Annotated in this window: 12 protein-coding genes and 1 pseudogene; 8 read left to right on the plus strand and 5 right to left on the minus strand. The window is 36.5% G+C overall.

The features are described 5' to 3' along the window. Positions 1-2 precede the first annotated feature (2 nt). From MUB18_RS18275 to MUB18_RS18300, 6 genes and pseudogenes are all read left to right on the plus strand, one after another. The gene (locus MUB18_RS18275) at positions 3-569 is read left to right on the plus strand and encodes a TlpA family protein disulfide reductase (protein ID WP_248754165.1); all 567 of its coding nucleotides are present in this window, start codon (positions 3-5) and stop codon (positions 567-569) included. Between the two features lie 449 nt (positions 570-1,018). Then, positions 1,019-2,170, plus strand: a complete 1,152-nt coding sequence (locus MUB18_RS18280) for a porin (protein ID WP_248754166.1) — start codon at positions 1,019-1,021, stop codon at positions 2,168-2,170. Positions 2,171-2,185: 15 nt separating this feature from the next. After that, positions 2,186-3,616 (plus strand): anion permease, encoded by a 1,431-nt coding sequence (locus tag MUB18_RS18285; protein WP_248754167.1) that lies wholly within the window; start codon positions 2,186-2,188, stop codon positions 3,614-3,616. A 10-nt stretch (positions 3,617-3,626) separates the two neighbouring features. Continuing rightward, positions 3,627-4,280 carry a succinate dehydrogenase cytochrome b subunit gene (locus MUB18_RS18290; protein WP_045754914.1) on the plus strand — a complete coding sequence of 218 codons (654 nt, stop codon included), beginning with the start codon at positions 3,627-3,629 and terminating at the stop codon, positions 4,278-4,280. 23 nt (positions 4,281-4,303) lie between these two features. Beyond that, positions 4,304-6,216 (plus strand): annotated as a pseudogene (locus MUB18_RS18295) (fumarate reductase/succinate dehydrogenase flavoprotein subunit). Positions 6,217-6,232: 16 nt separating this feature from the next. Continuing rightward, a complete protein-coding gene (locus MUB18_RS18300) occupies positions 6,233-6,979 on the plus strand; it encodes a succinate dehydrogenase/fumarate reductase iron-sulfur subunit (RefSeq protein ID WP_248754168.1) in 747 nt (248 codons plus the stop codon). Positions 6,980-7,165: 186 nt separating this feature from the next. On the opposite strand, the gene infB is transcribed toward MUB18_RS18300, so the two are convergent. The 4 genes from infB to MUB18_RS18320 form a co-directional block, all read right to left on the minus strand. Next, entirely contained in the window at positions 7,166-10,351 is a 3,186-nt protein-coding gene (gene infB, locus MUB18_RS18305; protein ID WP_045754912.1) for a translation initiation factor IF-2, read from the minus strand. Positions 10,352-10,457: 106 nt separating this feature from the next. Then, positions 10,458-11,696 carry a transcription termination factor NusA gene (nusA, locus tag MUB18_RS18310; protein ID WP_045754911.1) on the minus strand — a complete coding sequence of 413 codons (1,239 nt, stop codon included), beginning with the start codon at positions 11,694-11,696 and terminating at the stop codon, positions 10,458-10,460. Between the two features lie 2 nt (positions 11,697-11,698). Then, positions 11,699-12,166, minus strand: coding sequence for a ribosome assembly cofactor RimP (gene rimP / locus MUB18_RS18315; protein WP_045754910.1), 468 nt, complete (start codon positions 12,164-12,166; stop codon positions 11,699-11,701). A 148-nt stretch (positions 12,167-12,314) separates the two neighbouring features. Continuing rightward, on the minus strand, positions 12,315-13,088 hold the full coding sequence (locus MUB18_RS18320) for an XRE family transcriptional regulator (RefSeq protein WP_248754169.1): 774 nt from the start codon (positions 13,086-13,088) through the stop codon (positions 12,315-12,317). Between the two features lie 100 nt (positions 13,089-13,188). Between MUB18_RS18320 and MUB18_RS18325 the strand changes: the two genes are divergently transcribed. Beyond that, positions 13,189-13,512 (plus strand): hypothetical protein, encoded by a 324-nt coding sequence (locus MUB18_RS18325; RefSeq protein ID WP_045754908.1) that lies wholly within the window; start codon positions 13,189-13,191, stop codon positions 13,510-13,512. 34 nt (positions 13,513-13,546) lie between these two features. Here the strand turns inward: MUB18_RS18325 and MUB18_RS18330 are convergent, their stop codons facing one another. Next, positions 13,547-15,964, minus strand: coding sequence for a penicillin-binding protein 1A (locus tag MUB18_RS18330; protein ID WP_248754170.1), 2,418 nt, complete (start codon positions 15,962-15,964; stop codon positions 13,547-13,549). Positions 15,965-16,194: 230 nt separating this feature from the next. On the opposite strand from MUB18_RS18330, the gene rpoN reads away from it, so the two are divergent. Beyond that, positions 16,195-17,661 carry an RNA polymerase factor sigma-54 gene (gene rpoN, locus MUB18_RS18335; protein ID WP_094771657.1) on the plus strand — a complete coding sequence of 489 codons (1,467 nt, stop codon included), beginning with the start codon at positions 16,195-16,197 and terminating at the stop codon, positions 17,659-17,661. The last annotated feature ends 327 nt before the right edge of the window (positions 17,662-17,988 follow it).

The following is a 17,988-nucleotide window of genomic DNA, read 5'->3' on the forward strand; positions in this document are numbered from 1 at the left end:
ATATGATAATCCATTTAAATAAGAAAATGATCGGTATATTTCTGATCGCGACGTGTATTACTGCCGTATCTTGCAATTCAAAAACTAACGATACGCAAACTTCGCAGGTAATCGAAACAACTGTTGACAGTGCTCTATCAAGTCCAACACACCAAGCTAATGAGGTTTCCTTTACAGATGAAAATGGAAAAAATATTACGTTAAGCTCATTAAAGGGTAAAGTAGTATTCATTAATTTCTGGGCAACGTGGTGTCCTCCATGTATTCATGAAATGCCATCTATTAATTCCCTAAAACAGTCTTTTAAAGGAACTAATGAAATCATATTTTTAATGGTCGATGTAGATGGTATGATGGATAAATCGAAAGCATTCATGGCTGAACATAAATATGATTTACAAGTCTATGTACCTCATGGTGAAATACCATCTGAGTTCTTAGGAAACGCTATTCCAACGACAGTAATCCTTGATAAAAAGGGAGATCTGGTGGATCGACTGGAAGGTGGACGCGACTATGCTGATCCCTCAATTAAAAAATCTCTGGATAAACTCATTCAAAGCAATTAACATAAATTGTCAAAATTAGGATATCAAATATACGTAAGATAAAAAATACATCAAGCCTTCGTCATAAACTGACGAAGGCTTTTTATCAGATCACCTCCCCGATCCAGGCATAATAAAAGTCTCCATGCAAGCATGATGTTACTTACATTACATAGATTATCTCACAAAAATTGACGTAAATAGGTTTTCATCATTCTTCACCTAGACAACAGCATATTACTTTTTATTGAAGTATTTTTCCAATTAACAACATACAACTACTATTGAACTTAAAAAAATATTGAATTATTATATTTTTTCCTTTTTTATATAGATTTAACTCCTTACATTTACTATATGAGCAGAACAACAATTGCCCATTAAATAACCAACTATACGATTATATTTAGAGTATAAATTAAAATTTATACCAATGATTACCTTGTTCTTTTCACATTAATTTTTTTTATATGAAAAAACTTTTACCTTTTGTAATAAGTGTCATGATCAGCTTTTTACTTTTGAAAAGTCACGCTGTTCGCGCCCAGGTTCCAGATAGTACACAAGGAAAAATTTTGGATAGTTATCCTAAATTTCAATTCAAAGGTCTTTTTCAAGGTCGATTCACCACAAGTCTTAAAAAAAATGTTGATGTAGAAGGTCTTCATCATATAGATGACAAGGGTACCAACAACTCCTTTTCTCTTAAATATATGCGCGCACAAGTGAAAGGACAGATCAGTAAAAGAGTGGAAGTTGTAGCTTTAGCCAACTTCGCAGATTTTAAAAATGATCCCAAAACACGAGTTTTAGAAAATGCTTATCTGAGATATAGCTTTAATCCTAAGGTTGCTATTACCGTAGGGCAGTTCAGGCCTTGGTTCGGACTAGAAGAAACATACCCCGTGGATATTATAAAATCATTAGAATGGTCAAATCAATATACAGAGTTTGGTAAAAATGGTTGGACAAGCTTTCAGATAGGAGCCTCCGTTGGCGGCACACTGCCGGTTGGTAAGATACCTATGCGGTATGCTATTTCTGTAGTTAATGGAAATGGAAAAAATCAGGTTTCGGACAAAGATAATGGTAAACAATTTTTAACGCGTATTGTATTTGATCTTTCAAAAAGATATGATTTTAGTATAGGATTAAACGGAGGTACAGGTACCGTATTTAAAAGAAATGTACACGCTTTAGCATTTGATATATCATCCAAATTTCAACTTGCGCAAAAGTGGAACATGGATTTCCAAATAGAAGCAAAACAAGCGATTAATCACAATTTATATTTCAGTCTTGAAGAAACAAATCGACTAGAAAACATATATCAATATCAAATGCGAGGGGCTTATTTTTTACCCAATATGCGTTATGAAATTGATTATAAAAACCTAAAAGCTATTGAATTTTCATGCAGGTACGAATATTTAGATACTGATTTTAGGCAAAATTCCAATCCAAGACAATCTATAGTCCCCATGTTCAGTTTAGAATTCTTAAAAAACTATGGTGCTAGAATACAAATGGGTATGCAGATAGACTATTATAAACATCAAATCGAAAGTTCAAACAAATACAATGGTAATTTGTTCATTTTACAAGTTCAAAGTCGATTGTAACCTAACGTACATATTATGAAAGAAGTGGACATTAAAAAAATGGGGATTACCTTTGCTTTCGCATTGATTATTTGGTTTATACCGGTACCACATGGTGTATCGCCCGAAGCTTGGCACCTATTTGCAATTTTTGCAGCAACCATATTAGGTATTATTCTAAAAGCAGCACCTATGGGAACCATGTGTATGCTAGCTATAGGATTTACAGCTTTAACACAAGTATTAGCACCAGGTAATCCCGCCCTATCTATTACCAAATCATTAAGTGGTTTTGGTGACAAAGTAATCTGGCTTATTGGTATTTCATTTTTTATAGCTAGAGGCTTTATCAAAACAGGTTTAGGAAATAGAATTGCGTTTATATTTATCAAAATTTTCGGAAAGAGTTCATTGGGCTTAGCTTATGGACTAGGTCTTGCAGACGTTTGCCTTGCTCCCGCTATCCCAAGCAATACGGCTCGAGGCGGAGGTATCATCTACCCCATTATGAAATCCATGGCAATCAGCTTTGGTTCACTCCCAGAAGACCCGAATACACATCGAAAAATTGGAGCCTATTTAACTTTAAATAGTTATTATATGAATCTCATTGCCTCATCAATGTTTCTTACCGGAACAGCAAGTAATCCGATGTGTCAGAAATTTGCAGCAGATTTAGGAATTAATATAACATGGATGTCTTGGGCAGCTGCAGGATTTGTTCCTGGACTTGTTGCATTTATTCTAGTACCACTAGTCTTGTACAAATTATATCCACCTGAATTAAAAAAAACAGCTGATGCCCCCAAAATGGCAACGGAAAAACTAAAAGAAATGGGAGCAATTAAAACAAACGAATGGTTGATGTTACTTGCCTTTTTCATTCTATTGAGTTTATGGATTTTAGGTGGTTCGTTATCCATAGATGCCACGACAACCGCTTTTATAGGACTCACACTTTTGCTGCTCACTTCCGTACTCACTTGGGAAGATGTCAAATCTGAAAAAGGCGCTTGGGATACGATCGTTTGGTTTGCAGTGTTGGTCATGATGGCTAGCTCCTTAAATGAGCTAGGATTTATAGGATGGTTTAGCGATTTAATTAAAACCCAAATCGGAGGTCTTAATTGGATTATTGCATTTCCTGTAATTATTTTAGTCTACTTCTACAGTCACTATATTTTCGCAAGTGCGACAGCTCATGTTGCCGCAATGTATGCTGCTATGTTAGGTGTAGGGGTTTCCTTAGGTATACCAGGTATGCTACTCGCAATGATGCTTGGGTTTGTTGGTTCAATATATGGTGTTCTGACTCACTATGGACATGGCCCCGCCCCCGTTTATTTCGGCAGTGGATATGTAGACCTTAAATCATGGTGGGTAAAAGGTTTTGAAATTGGTGTTTTATTACTTGTGATCTACATGGCAATTGGTGGTCTGTGGATGAAAATAATCGGTTACTATTAATTCTTTGCTTATGTTGACAACGCTATCTCGAAAATTGCTGATGTGTTTTACAGGTTTGTTTCTTTGTTTTTTCTTAATCATTCACTTTTTAGGAAACTTACAATTATTTCTTCCTGTCGAACAAGCACATACCCAATTTAATGCATATTCTCATTTTTTATCAGGCAATATCGTTATTAAAATAGTATCATATGTCTTATATACCAGCATCATATTACATGCATTAGATGCAGTCGTGATCACCATTAAAAATAGAAGATCAGGAAAAAAATACCATTGCGATCAAAGACAGCGGGCCAGCAAATGGTATAGTCGCAACATGGGAGTTTTAGGTACAATTATCTTAATATTCTTAGTCATTCATTTTCAAAATTTTTGGTATATCTATAAATTTGGCACCCCACCAATAGACAGTAATGGCAATAAAGATCTCTACATATTGGTGGTCACCACTTTTAGAGAATGGTGGTATGTGGTGATTTATGTTTTATCTATGGTCGCATTGTGCTATCATTTAATACATGGTGTACATAGTGCTATTCGTACCTTAGGGCTTTTCCATCCCAAATATGTAAAATGGATAAGAAATTGTGGCATCGCTTATTCCGTCATCATAAGTGTAGGATTTGCAATGATGCCCATCTACATTTACTTTACACAATAGGTTAACCTTCATATTTTAAGAACATGAATTTAGATGCAAAAATCCCAGAAGGTTCTTTGGAAAAAAATGGGAGAACTATAAAAAAAACGCCAAATTGGTCAATCCTGCAAATCGCAAAAAATTAGATGTCATTGTCATTGGAACTGGGTTAGCTGGAAGTTCCATCGCTGCATCATTAGGAGAAATGGGCTATAATGTCAAATCCTTTTGCTTCCAAGACAGCCCTAGACGTGCACATTCTGTCGCTGCACAAGGAGGTGTTAATGCAGCAAAAAATTATAAAAATGATGGTGACAGTGTGTATCGTATGTTTGTTGATACACTAAAAGGTGGTGATTTTCGTGCTCGCGAAGCAAATGTTTACCGTATGGCCGAATGTTCACTTAATCTAATTGACCAAGCAGTGGCTCAGGGAGTACCCTTTGGTCGTGAATATGGTGGCTATTTAAACAATCGCTCTTTTGGTGGGGTGCAGGTAAGCCGTACCTTTTATTCACGAGGACAGACAGGACAACAATTGTTATTAGGATCTTATCAGGCGCTTATGCGTCAGGTAGGAAAAAAAAGTGTCGCTTTATATAGTAGACATGAAATGTTAGATTTAGTTGTTATTGAGGGGAAAGCACGAGGTGTAATTATAAGAAATCTCGATACCGGTCAAATCGAACGGCATGCAGCACATGCAGTAATATTGGCAACGGGTGGCTATGGTAAAATATACTATCTTTCTACCTTAGCAATGGGATGTAATGGTTCTGCCATCTGGAGAGCCCATAAAAAAGGGGCTTTAATGGCTAGTCCAAGCTGGATTCAAATTCATCCTACTTCACTACCGCAATCTGGAGATTACCAATCCAAATTAACGCTGATGTCTGAATCATTGCGAAACGATGGAAGAATCTGGGTACCGAGTAAAGAAAATGAACAACGATCTGCCAATGAGATTCCCGAACAGGAAAGAGACTATTACCTAGAGCGTAGATATCCAGCTTTTGGAAACCTTGCCCCAAGAGACATCTCGTCTCGTGCAGCAAAGGAAAGGATTGATGCTGGCTTTGGAATCGGGCCATTAAAAAATGCAGTTTATCTTGATTTTGCTAAAGCAATTAAAGAACAAGGGATCGATAAGATTAAAGAAAAGTATGGTAACTTATTCGATATGTATGAAAAAATTACCGGTTACAATGCATATGAAGTACCGATGATGATTTCTCCTTCCGCACACTTCTCAATGGGCGGTCTTTGGGTAGATTACGAACTGATGACCACAATTCCTGGATTATTTGCCTTAGGCGAAGCTAATTTTGCTGATCATGGGGCTAACCGCTTAGGTGCAAATTCACTCTTGCAGGCTTCTGTAGATGGATATTTTATAGCACCTTATACGATTGCAAATTATTTATCAGGGGATATCCATACAGGAAAAATATCGACAGATCATATTGAGTTCGAAAAAGCTGAACAAGAGGTAAGAGCACAATTGCATCGATTCAGCAATAGCAAAGGAGATAAAACCGTAGATTATTACCATAAAACACTTGGTAAAATATTGTATGACTATTGCGGACTCGTTCGAAATGCAAATGGATTAAAATTTGCAATCTCTGAAATAAGAAAATTAAGAGAAGAATTTCATAAATATGTTCATATTCCAGGAACTGAGGCAACCATGAACACCGAAATAGAAAAAGCAGGGAGAGTTGCAGACTATTTGGAAATTGGTGAACTGATGTGTTATGATGCAATTACAAGAAATGAGTCTTGTGGAGCACATTTCCGTGAAGAATATCAAACAACAGAGGGTGAAGCCAAACGAAATGATGAGGAATATCAATTTATTTCTGCTTGGGAATGGAATAATAATGAAATACCCCTATTGCATAAAGAGCCCCTATCCTTTGAAGTGATTCAACCAATTGTACGTAGTTATAAATAATACTAAAATTCAAGCTATGAAGTTACAACTGAAAATATGGAGGCAAGAAGGTAAAAACACTGAAGGCAAACTCGTAGATTATACATTAGAAAATCTCAATCCACATATGTCTTTTCTCGAAATGTTGGATACCCTCAATGAGAAACTCATATTGTCCAATGACACACCAGTAGAATTCGATCACGATTGCCGTGAAGGAATTTGTGGTCAATGTGGTATAATGATTAATGGAATTGCACACGGTCCTCTTAAAAATACAACGACCTGTCAATTACATTTGAGATCTTTTAAAGATGGAGAAATTATTATTATTGAACCATTTAGATCAGAAGCTTTTCCTGTTAAAAAAGATTTAAAAGTAGATCGCTCTGCATTTGATCGCATTATTTCCACTGGTGGGTTTGTATCTATCAATACAGGACAGGCACCAGAGGCACTCACCATACCGATTACACATGAAATAACAGAAGCTGCATTTGATTCGGCAGCTTGTATTGGTTGTGGTGCTTGCGTTGCCACTTGTAAAAATGGAAGTGCAGCACTTTTTACTTCTGCCAAAATCAATCATATGGTATTACTTCCGCAGGGTAAAGAAGAACGTCTATCACGTGTGATTGATATGGTACATCAAATGGATAAAGAACTTTTTGGGCATTGTACAAACACTGAAGCTTGTGAAATAGAGTGCCCTCAAAGTATTTCGGTTCTAAACATTGCCCGAATGAACTATGAATATAATCGTGCGCAGATTTTAAAAAAGTAGATCAATAAGATGCCAATTAAAAATATGCCACCTTTGAAATCAATCAAATATGAAGTCAACAAAAAAAAGGTTGCACTTTTTTAAGTGCAACCTTTTTTTTATTTATTATCCTTCACAGGGATATTTTATACTTAAAGACTAAATTTAATTCATAATACAGCCTATTTATATAACGTAAATGGGATATTACAATTTACGTTTTACTTCAACTTGTTCGTAAGCTTCTACAATATCTCCTTCTTGGATATCGTTGTATCCTTGAATATTCAAACCACACTCATAACCAAATGACACTTCTTTCACATCGTCTTTGAAACGTTTCAATGAAGCTAATTTGCCTGTGAAAACAACAACCCCATCACGTACGATACGAATATCATTATTGCGGTTAATCTTACCATCCAATACCATACAACCTGCAATAGTACCAACTTTAGAGATTTTAAATGTTTCGCGGATTTCAACGTTAGCAACGATTTTCTCTTCAAATTTCGGAGCCAACATGCCTTCCATTGCTGATTTAAGTTCAGCAATAGCATCATAGATGATCGAATAAAGACGAATATCGATTTGCTCTTGCTCAGCCAATTTACGTGCACCTATAGATGGACGAACTTGGAAACCAATGATAATCGCATCAGAAGCAGAAGCTAACAATACATCTGACTCAGAGATTGCACCCACAGATTTGTGGATTACATTTACCTGAATCTCTTGTGTTGATAATTTCAATAATGAATCTGATAAGGCCTCGATCGAACCATCCACGTCACCTTTTACGATTACGTTCAATTCTTTAAAGTTACCGATTGCCAAACGACGACCAATCTCATCCAAAGTAATATGTTTCGTAGCACGCATACCTTGCTCACGTTGCAATTGAAGACGTTTATTCGCCACATTACGTGCTTCAGATTCGCTTTCCATTGTGTAAAACTTATCACCTGCAGTAGGTGCTCCAGCCATACCCAATATCTGAACCGGCACAGAAGGACCAGCTTCTTTAACACGTTCTCCACGTTCATTGGTCAAAGCTTTTACTTTACCACTATGAGAACCTGCTAAAATTGGATCTCCTACACGTAACGTACCTCCTAAGATCAATACAGTTGTAACAATACCTCTACCTTTATCTAAAGCAGCTTCAATAACAGAACCTACAGCACGCTTATTAGGATCGGCTTTAAGGTCTAACATCTCTGCTTCTAATAATACTTTTTCTAATAAAAGATCAACATTTAATCCAGTTTTTGCTGAGATCTCTTGCGCTTGGTATTTACCTCCCCAATCTTCTACTAATATATTCATTTGAGACAACTGCTCTTTAATACGATCTGTATTAGCACCAGGCTTGTCTATTTTTGTAAATGCAAATACAATCGGTACACCAGCAGCTTGTGCGTGGTTGATTGCCTCTTTTGTTTGTGGCATCACAGCATCATCCGCTGCAATAACAATAATAACAATATCCGTTACTTTAGCACCACGGGCACGCATCGCTGTAAAAGCTTCGTGACCAGGAGTATCTAAGAATGTGATCTTACGTCCACCATCAAGTTGTACCGCATAAGCACCAATGTGCTGCGTGATACCACCTGCTTCACCGCCTGTTACGTTTGCTTTACGCACATAATCTAACAAAGATGTTTTACCATGATCGACGTGACCCATTACAGTAACGATTGGAGCACGAGAAACTAATGAATCTTCATTATCTGCTTGTTCAAGATCAGCAATTTCTTCATCTTCAGGTTTAATAAACTCGATTTGATAACCAAATTCATCAGCAACAATTGTTAAAGTTTCAGCATCTAGACGTTGATTAATAGACACGAACATACCTAAACTCATACAAGTTGCGATAATTTGTGTTACAGCTACATCCATTAAGTTTGCAAGTTCGTTTGCTGTCACAAATTCCGTAACGCGCAAAACTTTTGCTTGCATTTCTCTTTCTAATGCTTCCTCTTCTGCATTACTAGCTACATCGTCACGCTTTTGACGTCTCAATTTAGCACGTTGTGCGAATTTACCTGATTTACCAGCGCCACTTAAGCGCGCTAATGTTGCCTTGATTTGATCTTGAATTTCCTTTTCTGTAGGTTCCTCTTTTGGCTCATTAGGTCCTTTACCCCTATTATTGTTAAAAGGAGGACGACTTTTGTTAGCACCTGGACCTCCTGGACGGTTATGTTGTCCACCAGGACCACCTCCTGGGCGGTTTTGATTTACACCTGGAGCACCACCTGGGCGATTTTGGTTATTTCCAGCAGGATGATTTCCTCCAGTACGATTTGGATGAGTACCTCCACTTTGATTAGGACCACCAGTACGATTTGGATGAGTACCACCACCCTGAGGTGCACTTCCTGGGTTATTTGTACGCTTACGTTTACGTTTCTGATCATTGCCAGTAGCACTTGAAGAAGATGCTACAGGTTTATCTCTATGAGAAGGTCTTGCCGTTGGCAATTCAATCTTTCCAATTACTTTTGGACCTGTTAATCGTTCTGCCTTAGCACTAATGACTTCATCTGCAGGATTAACTTTTTTCTCTTCCTTTACAGGAGTTTCAACCGGTGCTTTTACAGCAGGTTTTTCATTTTTTGGCTTTTCTTCTACCACTTTCTTCTCTTGAACTTTTGGAGCTTCAGTTTTAACTTCAACTTTTTGAGGTGCAGCAATGACAACCTTCGGTGCTTCCTTCACTTTCTCCTCTGCTTTTGGTGCTTCCACTACCGGAACTTTTGGCGCTTCAACTTTCGGAACCTCTAATTTTGGCTCAGTTATTACAATAGGTTTTGGAGCAGCAGGAGTTGCTTCTTTAACCACCTCAGGCCTCTTCTCCACTTCCTTTGGAGTTTCAGCTTTCACTTCTGGAGTGTCTTCTTTTTTAGGTTTAGAACCTCTTTTCAAAGCATCTAAATCTATTTTACCAACGACTTTCATCCCTCCAGTATGCGTATTTGACGAACTTTCTTTTGCTTCATGTTCAGTTACTTTTTCAGTAGGCGTCTCATTTTTAACAGCATCCGATCCTTCTCTTGTATTAACTGCAACATTTTTAATCAAAATTTCTTTTGAAACTACAGTTTCTTCATAATCGTCATTTTTAGATGATTCTTTAGGAGAAGCGACTGGCGACTCATCACGACGAATTTTGCCAATAACAATTTGTTTAGCTTCATCTTTCACGATTTTGTCACCTTGAAACTCTTTCAACAGCACATTGTACATCTCTCCGGATAGCTTAGTATTAGGCTTGGCGTCGACGTCATATCCTTTTTTCACTAAACAATCTACGGCAGTAGATATGCCAATATTGAGTTCCTTTGCTGCTTTAAGCAGGTTTGTACCTTTTCCTTCAGTCATCTATTATTTTAACTAATTAAATATTTAATACAAAAATATGTTTTTTTTACATCTCTATAACAATTAAATTCGAAATAGAGATGAAAATAAATTATATGGCTTCATTTTATTCAAATTCAGCCTGCAAAATACGTAAAATCTCTTTTACCGTATCTTCTTCCAGATCAGTACGTCTGGACAATTCTTCTTCTGTCAATGCCAATACTGAACGTGCAGAGTCTAAACCAACACGTTTCAATTGATCAATAACCCAGCTTTCGATCTCATCGCTGAATTCTTCGATATCCACATCCTCATCAAATTCATCATTCTCACGATATACATCGATTTCATAACCCGTCAATTTACCGGCCAATTTGATATTGTGTCCACCACGACCAATTGCCAAAGATACTTGATCAGATTTTAAATACACAGCGGCAGTCTTATTTTCCTCATCAATTTTGATTGAGCTAATACGAGCTGGGCTCAGTGCGCGTGTGATATAAAGAGAATGATTGGTCGTAAAATTGATCACATCAATATTTTCATTGCGCAGTTCACGAACAATACCATGAATACGAGATCCTTTCATACCAACACAAGCACCAACTGGGTCGATACGATCGTCGTAGGATTCAACAGCTACTTTAGCACGCTCACCTGGTTCACGAACGATTTTCTTAATTGTAATTAAACCATCGAAGATTTCAGGAACTTCAAGCTCAAATAAACGTTGTAAAAATTCTGGAGCAGTACGAGAAATAAGAATCTTAGGATTATTATTCATCATATCTACTTTATAAACTACTGCACGAATGCTATCGCCCTTCTTGAAATAATCCGCAGGAATCTGTTCAGTCTTTGGTAAAATCAATTCATTACCATCATCGTCCAAAACAAGTAATTCCTTTTTCCAGATTTGATAAACTTCACCAATAACCAATTCACCTTCTCGGTCTTTATATTTTTTGAAAACTTCGTCTTTCTCTAATTCCAATACTTTTGAAACCAAAGTTTGACGTGCTGCCAAAATAGCACGACGACCAAAGCTCTCTAATGTAATTTGTTCAATATAGTCATCACCGACTTCCAAATCAACATCAAATTTCTTCGCTTCTGTTAATTCAATTTCTAAATCATCATCTTCCGAAAATTCATCTTCAACAACAACGCGAGTTCTCCAGATTTCCAAATCCCCATTATCTGGGTTGACAATAACATCACAATTCTCATCTGTGCCGAAACGTCTACGGATCATACTACGGAATACTTCCTCTAACACAGAAATAACCGTTGGTCGGTCAATGTTTTTAAACTCTTTAAACTCTTGGAAAGAGTCAATCAAATTGATATTGCTGCTCATTTTTATTTAAATGAAATTAACACCTTAGTTGCTTTTATTTGTTCCAAAGGAATAATACGAGCAGCCTGCTGCGCCTTTTTTCCTTTTTCTTTTATTGTTTCTTCAATAGTAATCTGTGAGTCATCAACTTCAAGCAAAGTACCTTCAGCTTTCGTTCCATCATTTAACTTCACTTGTACATTGCGTCCAATATTTTTTTCATACTGTCTTTGATGAACAAAATTAGTATCTATACCTGGAGATGAAACTTCTAGACGGTAAGCTTTTTCTACTACACCCTCTTCTTCTAGCTGGAATCCGACAAATTTGCTAACTTGTACACAGTCATCGATACTAATCCCTTGATCACCATCCAATAAAACCTCCAAGACACTGTTTGGATGAAACTTAACACTTACAATAAACAAATCATCGCGATCTGCTATTTTTTCTTGAACGAGTTCGATAACTCTTTTCTCTACATTTTGCATATTCTGTCGAAATCGAATAAAAATACTGAAATCAATGAATTAAAAAAGGGGGCATACGTTGCCCCCTTCCTCTCAGATAGGACAAAGGTAAATATTTTTTTTCAAACAATCAAAATTCGCATAAAAAAAGTTTACTTATAATCTACATTTAACCTTTATCAACAACCGAATTTATCGTTTTTTGCATTTCGGCCATCATGCTTGTTAGCGTCTCCATCGTAGGCTCATTACTAGGCTCCGGTAAGGTGGTACTAATAAATGCTTTTGCTCGCCATACTTCCATAATATCACCAGCCTCAACCCAGTAAGGATCATAACTTTTGTTATCCGAAACCAGCTTCAACCCTTTATCTTCCTTAAATTTATAAGCCACCCGCTTATATACAACACCTTCATCCTTGGAAACAATGACATAAGTATGTCCTGGTTTAATTTCATTCCAGTTTTCAACATATTCTGCCACAATGATAGATCCACTTGGTAGAGGTCGCATCGAATCTCCTTTAATTTCAAAAGCACGATAGGTCCCCTGATTGAACATAGGTAACGAAAATTTAGGCAAAGTCGCTACATACTCGGGATCAGAATAACCGTTCATATAACCAGCACTAGCCTTTACCGGAACAAGCTCTATATTCTCACGATCCTGCCCATCTACCGTTACACTCAATACACGTAAATTAGAAGCATTGCTTTTCGGTGCTCGTTTCCACTTATCATTAATCTCATCATTAGCAAGCTCATCCATTGATAGCTCATAAAATTCTGCTATCTTTTTTAGTAATTCATATTTTGGCTCAGCCCGATCCTCTTCATACGCCCCTACAGAAGCACGCTTTATTTCCAATAAATCGGCAAACTGCTGTTGTGTAAGTCTTTTCGTTTTTCTTAAAAACTTAAGATTGGAAGCTATGTTTGGCATATTTTTTAAAATTTAATTTTTAATATCTAAAAATATTAGTAATATTGTGCCAATAAAATTAGTAAAAATTATACAAATAACCAAATTTATTAGCTCAAACATGAAATCATACACATTATACATTATTACTGACAGCAATAGACACTTCCTAAATGTAGACATTACATCAGATTTCGCATTAATTGCAAACGAAATTAGAAGCAGCAGTAATATCTTTTTTCCAAACGGACCGCACTTAACACGCATCGTTTATATAGAAAAATTCGAATCTAAAGAAAAAGCTGAGAAAAGATTACTTGAACTGCGTCATTTTACCTTTATGCAAAAAGAAAAATTGATCCGCAAACAAAATGCCGACTGGAAAAATTTGTGTCCATTCCACATGAATACGGTAGAAAAAAAATCGGTTGCTTATACTTCATAAACAACCGATTTCCAAAAAATATCATATATTTACTTTACTCTACAGTATCGATCGAGTCAGGTGGTTTTGTCGCAACGACATCTCTTTCGGTAGACAATACATCAATGTTATCTCTCTGCTCAGGTGTTGACAATCCCTCTTCTTGAGTTGTACCTTCGCTACCACTATTTTCTAATTCCTCCAAAGGCAATTCGTCGTCTGTTGCTGTGGAATCTAACACTACTTCTTCTCGAGGAGGACGAGGTGTCTCACAATTATATTTCTTGGTGATTTCGACAGTAGGTGCTGGAAATTTACCCTGAGTATACCCTAGAGCTTTATCTTTGTATATAGCTTCCATAAACAAACCAAAGATCGGTAAAGCTGTTTTAGACCCCTCTCCTGTTTGTGAGTTTTTAAAGTGAATATTACGATCATCACAGCCTACCCATACTGCTGTTACCAAATCCTTTGTAACCCCCATATACCATCCGTCAACATATTCGGACGAAGTACCAGTTTTACCCCCTATCTCATTTTCTTTACTAAACAAGTCATATTCCCACAAGGCTTGTGAAGTCCCCCCTGGCTCCTCCATTCCACCACGCAACATATAAGTCATCAACCAGGCATCCTGTTTATCGACAACTTGTTTACGTTCAGGTTTAAAAGTTGCAATAACATTACCTTCATAATCTTCAATGCGCGAAACTAAAACCGGAGTCACACGCTCACCATGATTCATCATTGTTGAATATCCATTTGCCATCTCAAAAACTGAAACATCATTCGGCCCCAATCCAATCGATGCTACAGCACTCAATTTACTTTCTATACCAACACGATAAGCCGCTTCCACAATCTTATCCGCCCCAACTTTTTCCGTTAACTGCACGGTGATTGAATTTACCGAACGTGCCATTGCCCAACGCAAGGACATATCTCGGTAACTGAAATTCCAATCTGCATTTTTAGGCTCCCAAACTTCAATAGAATCGCCTTTATCAATTTTAATCGTGACTGGCTTATCTTGCATTTGATCACAAGGGGTCATGCCCGATTCCAAGGCAGCCAAATAAACAAATGGTTTAAATGTGGATCCTGCTTGTCGTTTTGACTGGTTTACATGATCATACTTAAAATATTGATGATCTATTCCTCCAACCCAAACTTTGATCTCACCCGAGTATGGATCCATACTCATCACACCCGTATTCAACATCGTCACATAATATTTGATCGAATCCACTGTGGACATCTGCACCTTCTCACGCAAGCGTTCACCTTTCCATGAAAAAACTTCCATTTCTTTTTTTTGATTCAGATAGTAATCCATACTATCCGTACGGTTATCGTATTTTTTAGCCAAAAATTTATAATAATCGGTTTTTTTAACCAAATTATCAATAAACCCAGGAATCACCTTACCGGACAGATCCCTCCAAGGATCTTCATTGCCCCATGCGTTTTTCAATCTTCTTTGCAATACTTGCATTTGCTTAGCTACAGCCTCCTCGGCATGCTTTTGCATTTTTGAATTGATGGTGGTGTAAATTTTTAAACCATCTTTATAAATATCTCGATCATTCTCTTCTGCCCATTTTTCCAACCAACGTTCTACAGCTGCACGCAAATATGAATCTTCTCCTGCATGTACATCCTTATTGTCCGCATGCAAGACTAATGGCTCTTTTGACAATTTTTCTACCTGTGATTGATCAATATAATCAGCTTTTGCCATTTGCGCCAATACAACATTTCTACGTTCACGCGACTTTTCTAAATTACGCATTGGATTATAGATTGTAGTTCCTTTCAGCATCCCCACCAATACTGCGGATTCATTGATACTCAAGTCACTTGCATTTTTACTAAAATAACGACGCGCAGCAGTTTGGATACCATAAGAATTATTACTAAAAGATACCGTATTCAAATACATTGTAATGATTTCATTCTTTTCATAACGGGATTCCAATTTATAAGCTGTCATCCATTCTTTGAATTTGGTTACGATCAAACCCACACCAGGAATTTTTGCCAGTAAACCACCAGACTTATTATATCGAGTTCGATAAAGATTTTTTGCAAGTTGCTGTGTAATGGTACTTGCCCCCCTTTTATCCCCAGTTAAGGTCGAAATAATCCCCGATCCTAAACCCCAAAAATCAACCCCACTATGTTTATAAAAACGAACATCTTCCGTAGCGACCAAAGCATTTATCACATGCTTAGATATACTGTCAAAAGCAACGGGATTACGATCTTCATCGAAATACCGACCTATTAATACACTATCTGCAGTATACAATTCTGTTGAGATATTGACACTTGGCATCGTAATATCCTTTTTTGTAGGCGAGTAGCCAAAAAGCCCTAAAAAGTTAAGCTGTATAGCACAAACTAGGACGATTAAAAAATATATAGCGATCGCTATATAGCGTAAAAATTTATTCTTAATACGTTTGAACATACGGTAAAGGTCTAAAAATGTTTTGTGAAAACAAGCAAAAAAAATAAGCTTTTACATGCTGCAAAGAAGAATTAACGAAATTTAACATTTCGTTATTCCAAATCTGATAATTAGGATTATAAGAATCCATATTGCTACAATAATTATACCTAAATATACCACCTCAGTATTTTTGTTTCATTAATCGATATAATTTATTTAAATTTATCTTCGAATTAGTCATATAAAACATGTTAAAGCAAACCTTACAACAAAAGTTATTACAAAAACTATCTCCACAACAGATTCAGTTTATCAAACTTTTACAGGTTCCTACGGTATCTTTGGATGCACGCATTAAAGAAGAATTAGAAGAAAATCCAGCTCTTGAAGACGGCAGCTTAGCAAATATGGCTGAACCGAATGAGGAATACCCGGATCGTGACCCTGACGATACTTTCGATAGTGAAGAAAGCTATGACAGCGATGAGTTTAATGTAGATGAATATATTCAGGAAGATGATTATACCGATTATTCCAATAATTATAATTACTCTGATGAAGACGATGATAAAAAAGAGATTCCTATTGCTGTACAAGATTCATTTTTCGAAAAATTGCAACAACAATTAGATTTATTAGCTTTAGATGACCGTGATTTTCTAATTGGACAACAGATTATCGGAAGTTTAGATGATGACGGCTATCTACGTCGACCTATATTAAGTCTTATCGATGATCTAGCATTCTCACAGAATGTCATAGCGTCAGAAAGTGAAGTATTGGAGATGCTTAAAGTGATTCAAGATTTTGAACCTGCTGGCATTGGTGCACGTGATCTACAAGAATGCCTACTGATACAACTGCAAAAGAAAGATCAAAACAATCCTACAGTTATTCAAGCGACCAAAGTAGTTAAAAATTATCTAGAAGAATTTACAAAGAAACATTACGATAAACTGGAGAAATCACTAGGATTAACATCAGAAGATCTTAAGAATATCGTTAATGAAATACTTAAACTAAATCCCAAACCAGGAGATTCAGGCGCTGTTGCAGGCAAACAACTGCATGTTATACCTGATTTTCATATCAGTAATAATGATGGTGTTCTTCATCTTACCTTAAATGGTCGTAATGCTCCAGAACTACGTGTAAGCCGCTCATACCAAAGTATGTTTGAACATTACGAAAAGTCTAATCAAAAGGATAAAAAGATGAAGGAAGCGGTTCAGTTTGTTAAACAAAAACTGGATTCTGCTAAATGGTTTATTGATGCCATCAAACAAAGGCAACAAACTTTATTGAAAACCATGAATGCTATCATGGAGTATCAATACGATTACTTCTTAACAGGAGATGACGTCAAACTTAAACCCATGATTTTAAAAGACATTGCTGACCGTATTGGTATGGATATTTCAACAGTTTCTCGTGTAGCAAACTCGAAGTATGTACAAACAGAATTTGGAACTTTCCTTCTCAAATCCTTTTTCTCTGAAGCGATCCAGACCGAATCTGGGGAAGAAGTTTCGAATAAGGAAGTAAAAAAGATCTTAGAAGAATGTATTGCAAATGAGGATAAACGTAAACCACTAGCTGACGAGAAATTAACCGAAATTCTGAAAGATAAAGGTTATAATATCGCTAGACGTACTGTGGCAAAATATCGTGAAGCACTCAATATACCTGTCGCCCGCCTTCGTAAAGAGTTATAAAAACTGAAAAGCCACCTACTGGTGGCTTTTTGTTATTTAGATTATTATCTTTGTTCCAAACAATAAATAAGAATTATATTCAAAATACAAATTGACTTGGTTATATTTCAATTTGAATAAAGATAGTCGAAAGGGATCTCGTACAAAAAACTATCGCACATATAACTCATATTTTTGTGCCAATAACAAATATTTAGCTACCATATTCTAATATGATGTATTGATGAAAATTATCTCCAAAACAACCCCAATAACGACCTTTGCATTACAGCATATGGAAATTAATTGATGGCTATCTATGTATCATTGTGAAATCATCATTACTTA

It is taken from the genome of Sphingobacterium sp. PCS056 (genome assembly GCF_023273895.1).
GTDB lineage: Bacteria > Bacteroidota > Bacteroidia > Sphingobacteriales > Sphingobacteriaceae > Sphingobacterium.

Coding starts and splice junctions, on each gene's coding strand:
- nusA (WP_045754911.1), bottom strand. CDS start 11,696: ATGAGCAGCAATATCAATTTGATTGACTCTTTCCAAGAGTTTAAAGAG.
- rpoN (WP_094771657.1), top strand. CDS start 16,195: ATGTTAAAGCAAACCTTACAACAAAAGTTATTACAAAAACTATCTCCA.
- MUB18_RS18320 (WP_248754169.1), bottom strand. CDS start 13,088: ATGCCAAACATAGCTTCCAATCTTAAGTTTTTAAGAAAAACGAAAAGA.
- rimP (WP_045754910.1), bottom strand. CDS start 12,166: ATGCAAAATGTAGAGAAAAGAGTTATCGAACTCGTTCAAGAAAAAATA.
- MUB18_RS18300 (WP_248754168.1), top strand. CDS start 6,233: ATGAAGTTACAACTGAAAATATGGAGGCAAGAAGGTAAAAACACTGAA.
- MUB18_RS18330 (WP_248754170.1), bottom strand. CDS start 15,964: ATGTTCAAACGTATTAAGAATAAATTTTTACGCTATATAGCGATCGCT.
- infB (WP_045754912.1), bottom strand. CDS start 10,351: ATGACTGAAGGAAAAGGTACAAACCTGCTTAAAGCAGCAAAGGAACTC.
- MUB18_RS18280 (WP_248754166.1), top strand. CDS start 1,019: ATGAAAAAACTTTTACCTTTTGTAATAAGTGTCATGATCAGCTTTTTA.
- MUB18_RS18325 (WP_045754908.1), top strand. CDS start 13,189: ATGAAATCATACACATTATACATTATTACTGACAGCAATAGACACTTC.
- MUB18_RS18285 (WP_248754167.1), top strand. CDS start 2,186: ATGAAAGAAGTGGACATTAAAAAAATGGGGATTACCTTTGCTTTCGCA.
- MUB18_RS18290 (WP_045754914.1), top strand. CDS start 3,627: ATGTTGACAACGCTATCTCGAAAATTGCTGATGTGTTTTACAGGTTTG.
- MUB18_RS18275 (WP_248754165.1), top strand. CDS start 3: ATGATAATCCATTTAAATAAGAAAATGATCGGTATATTTCTGATCGCG.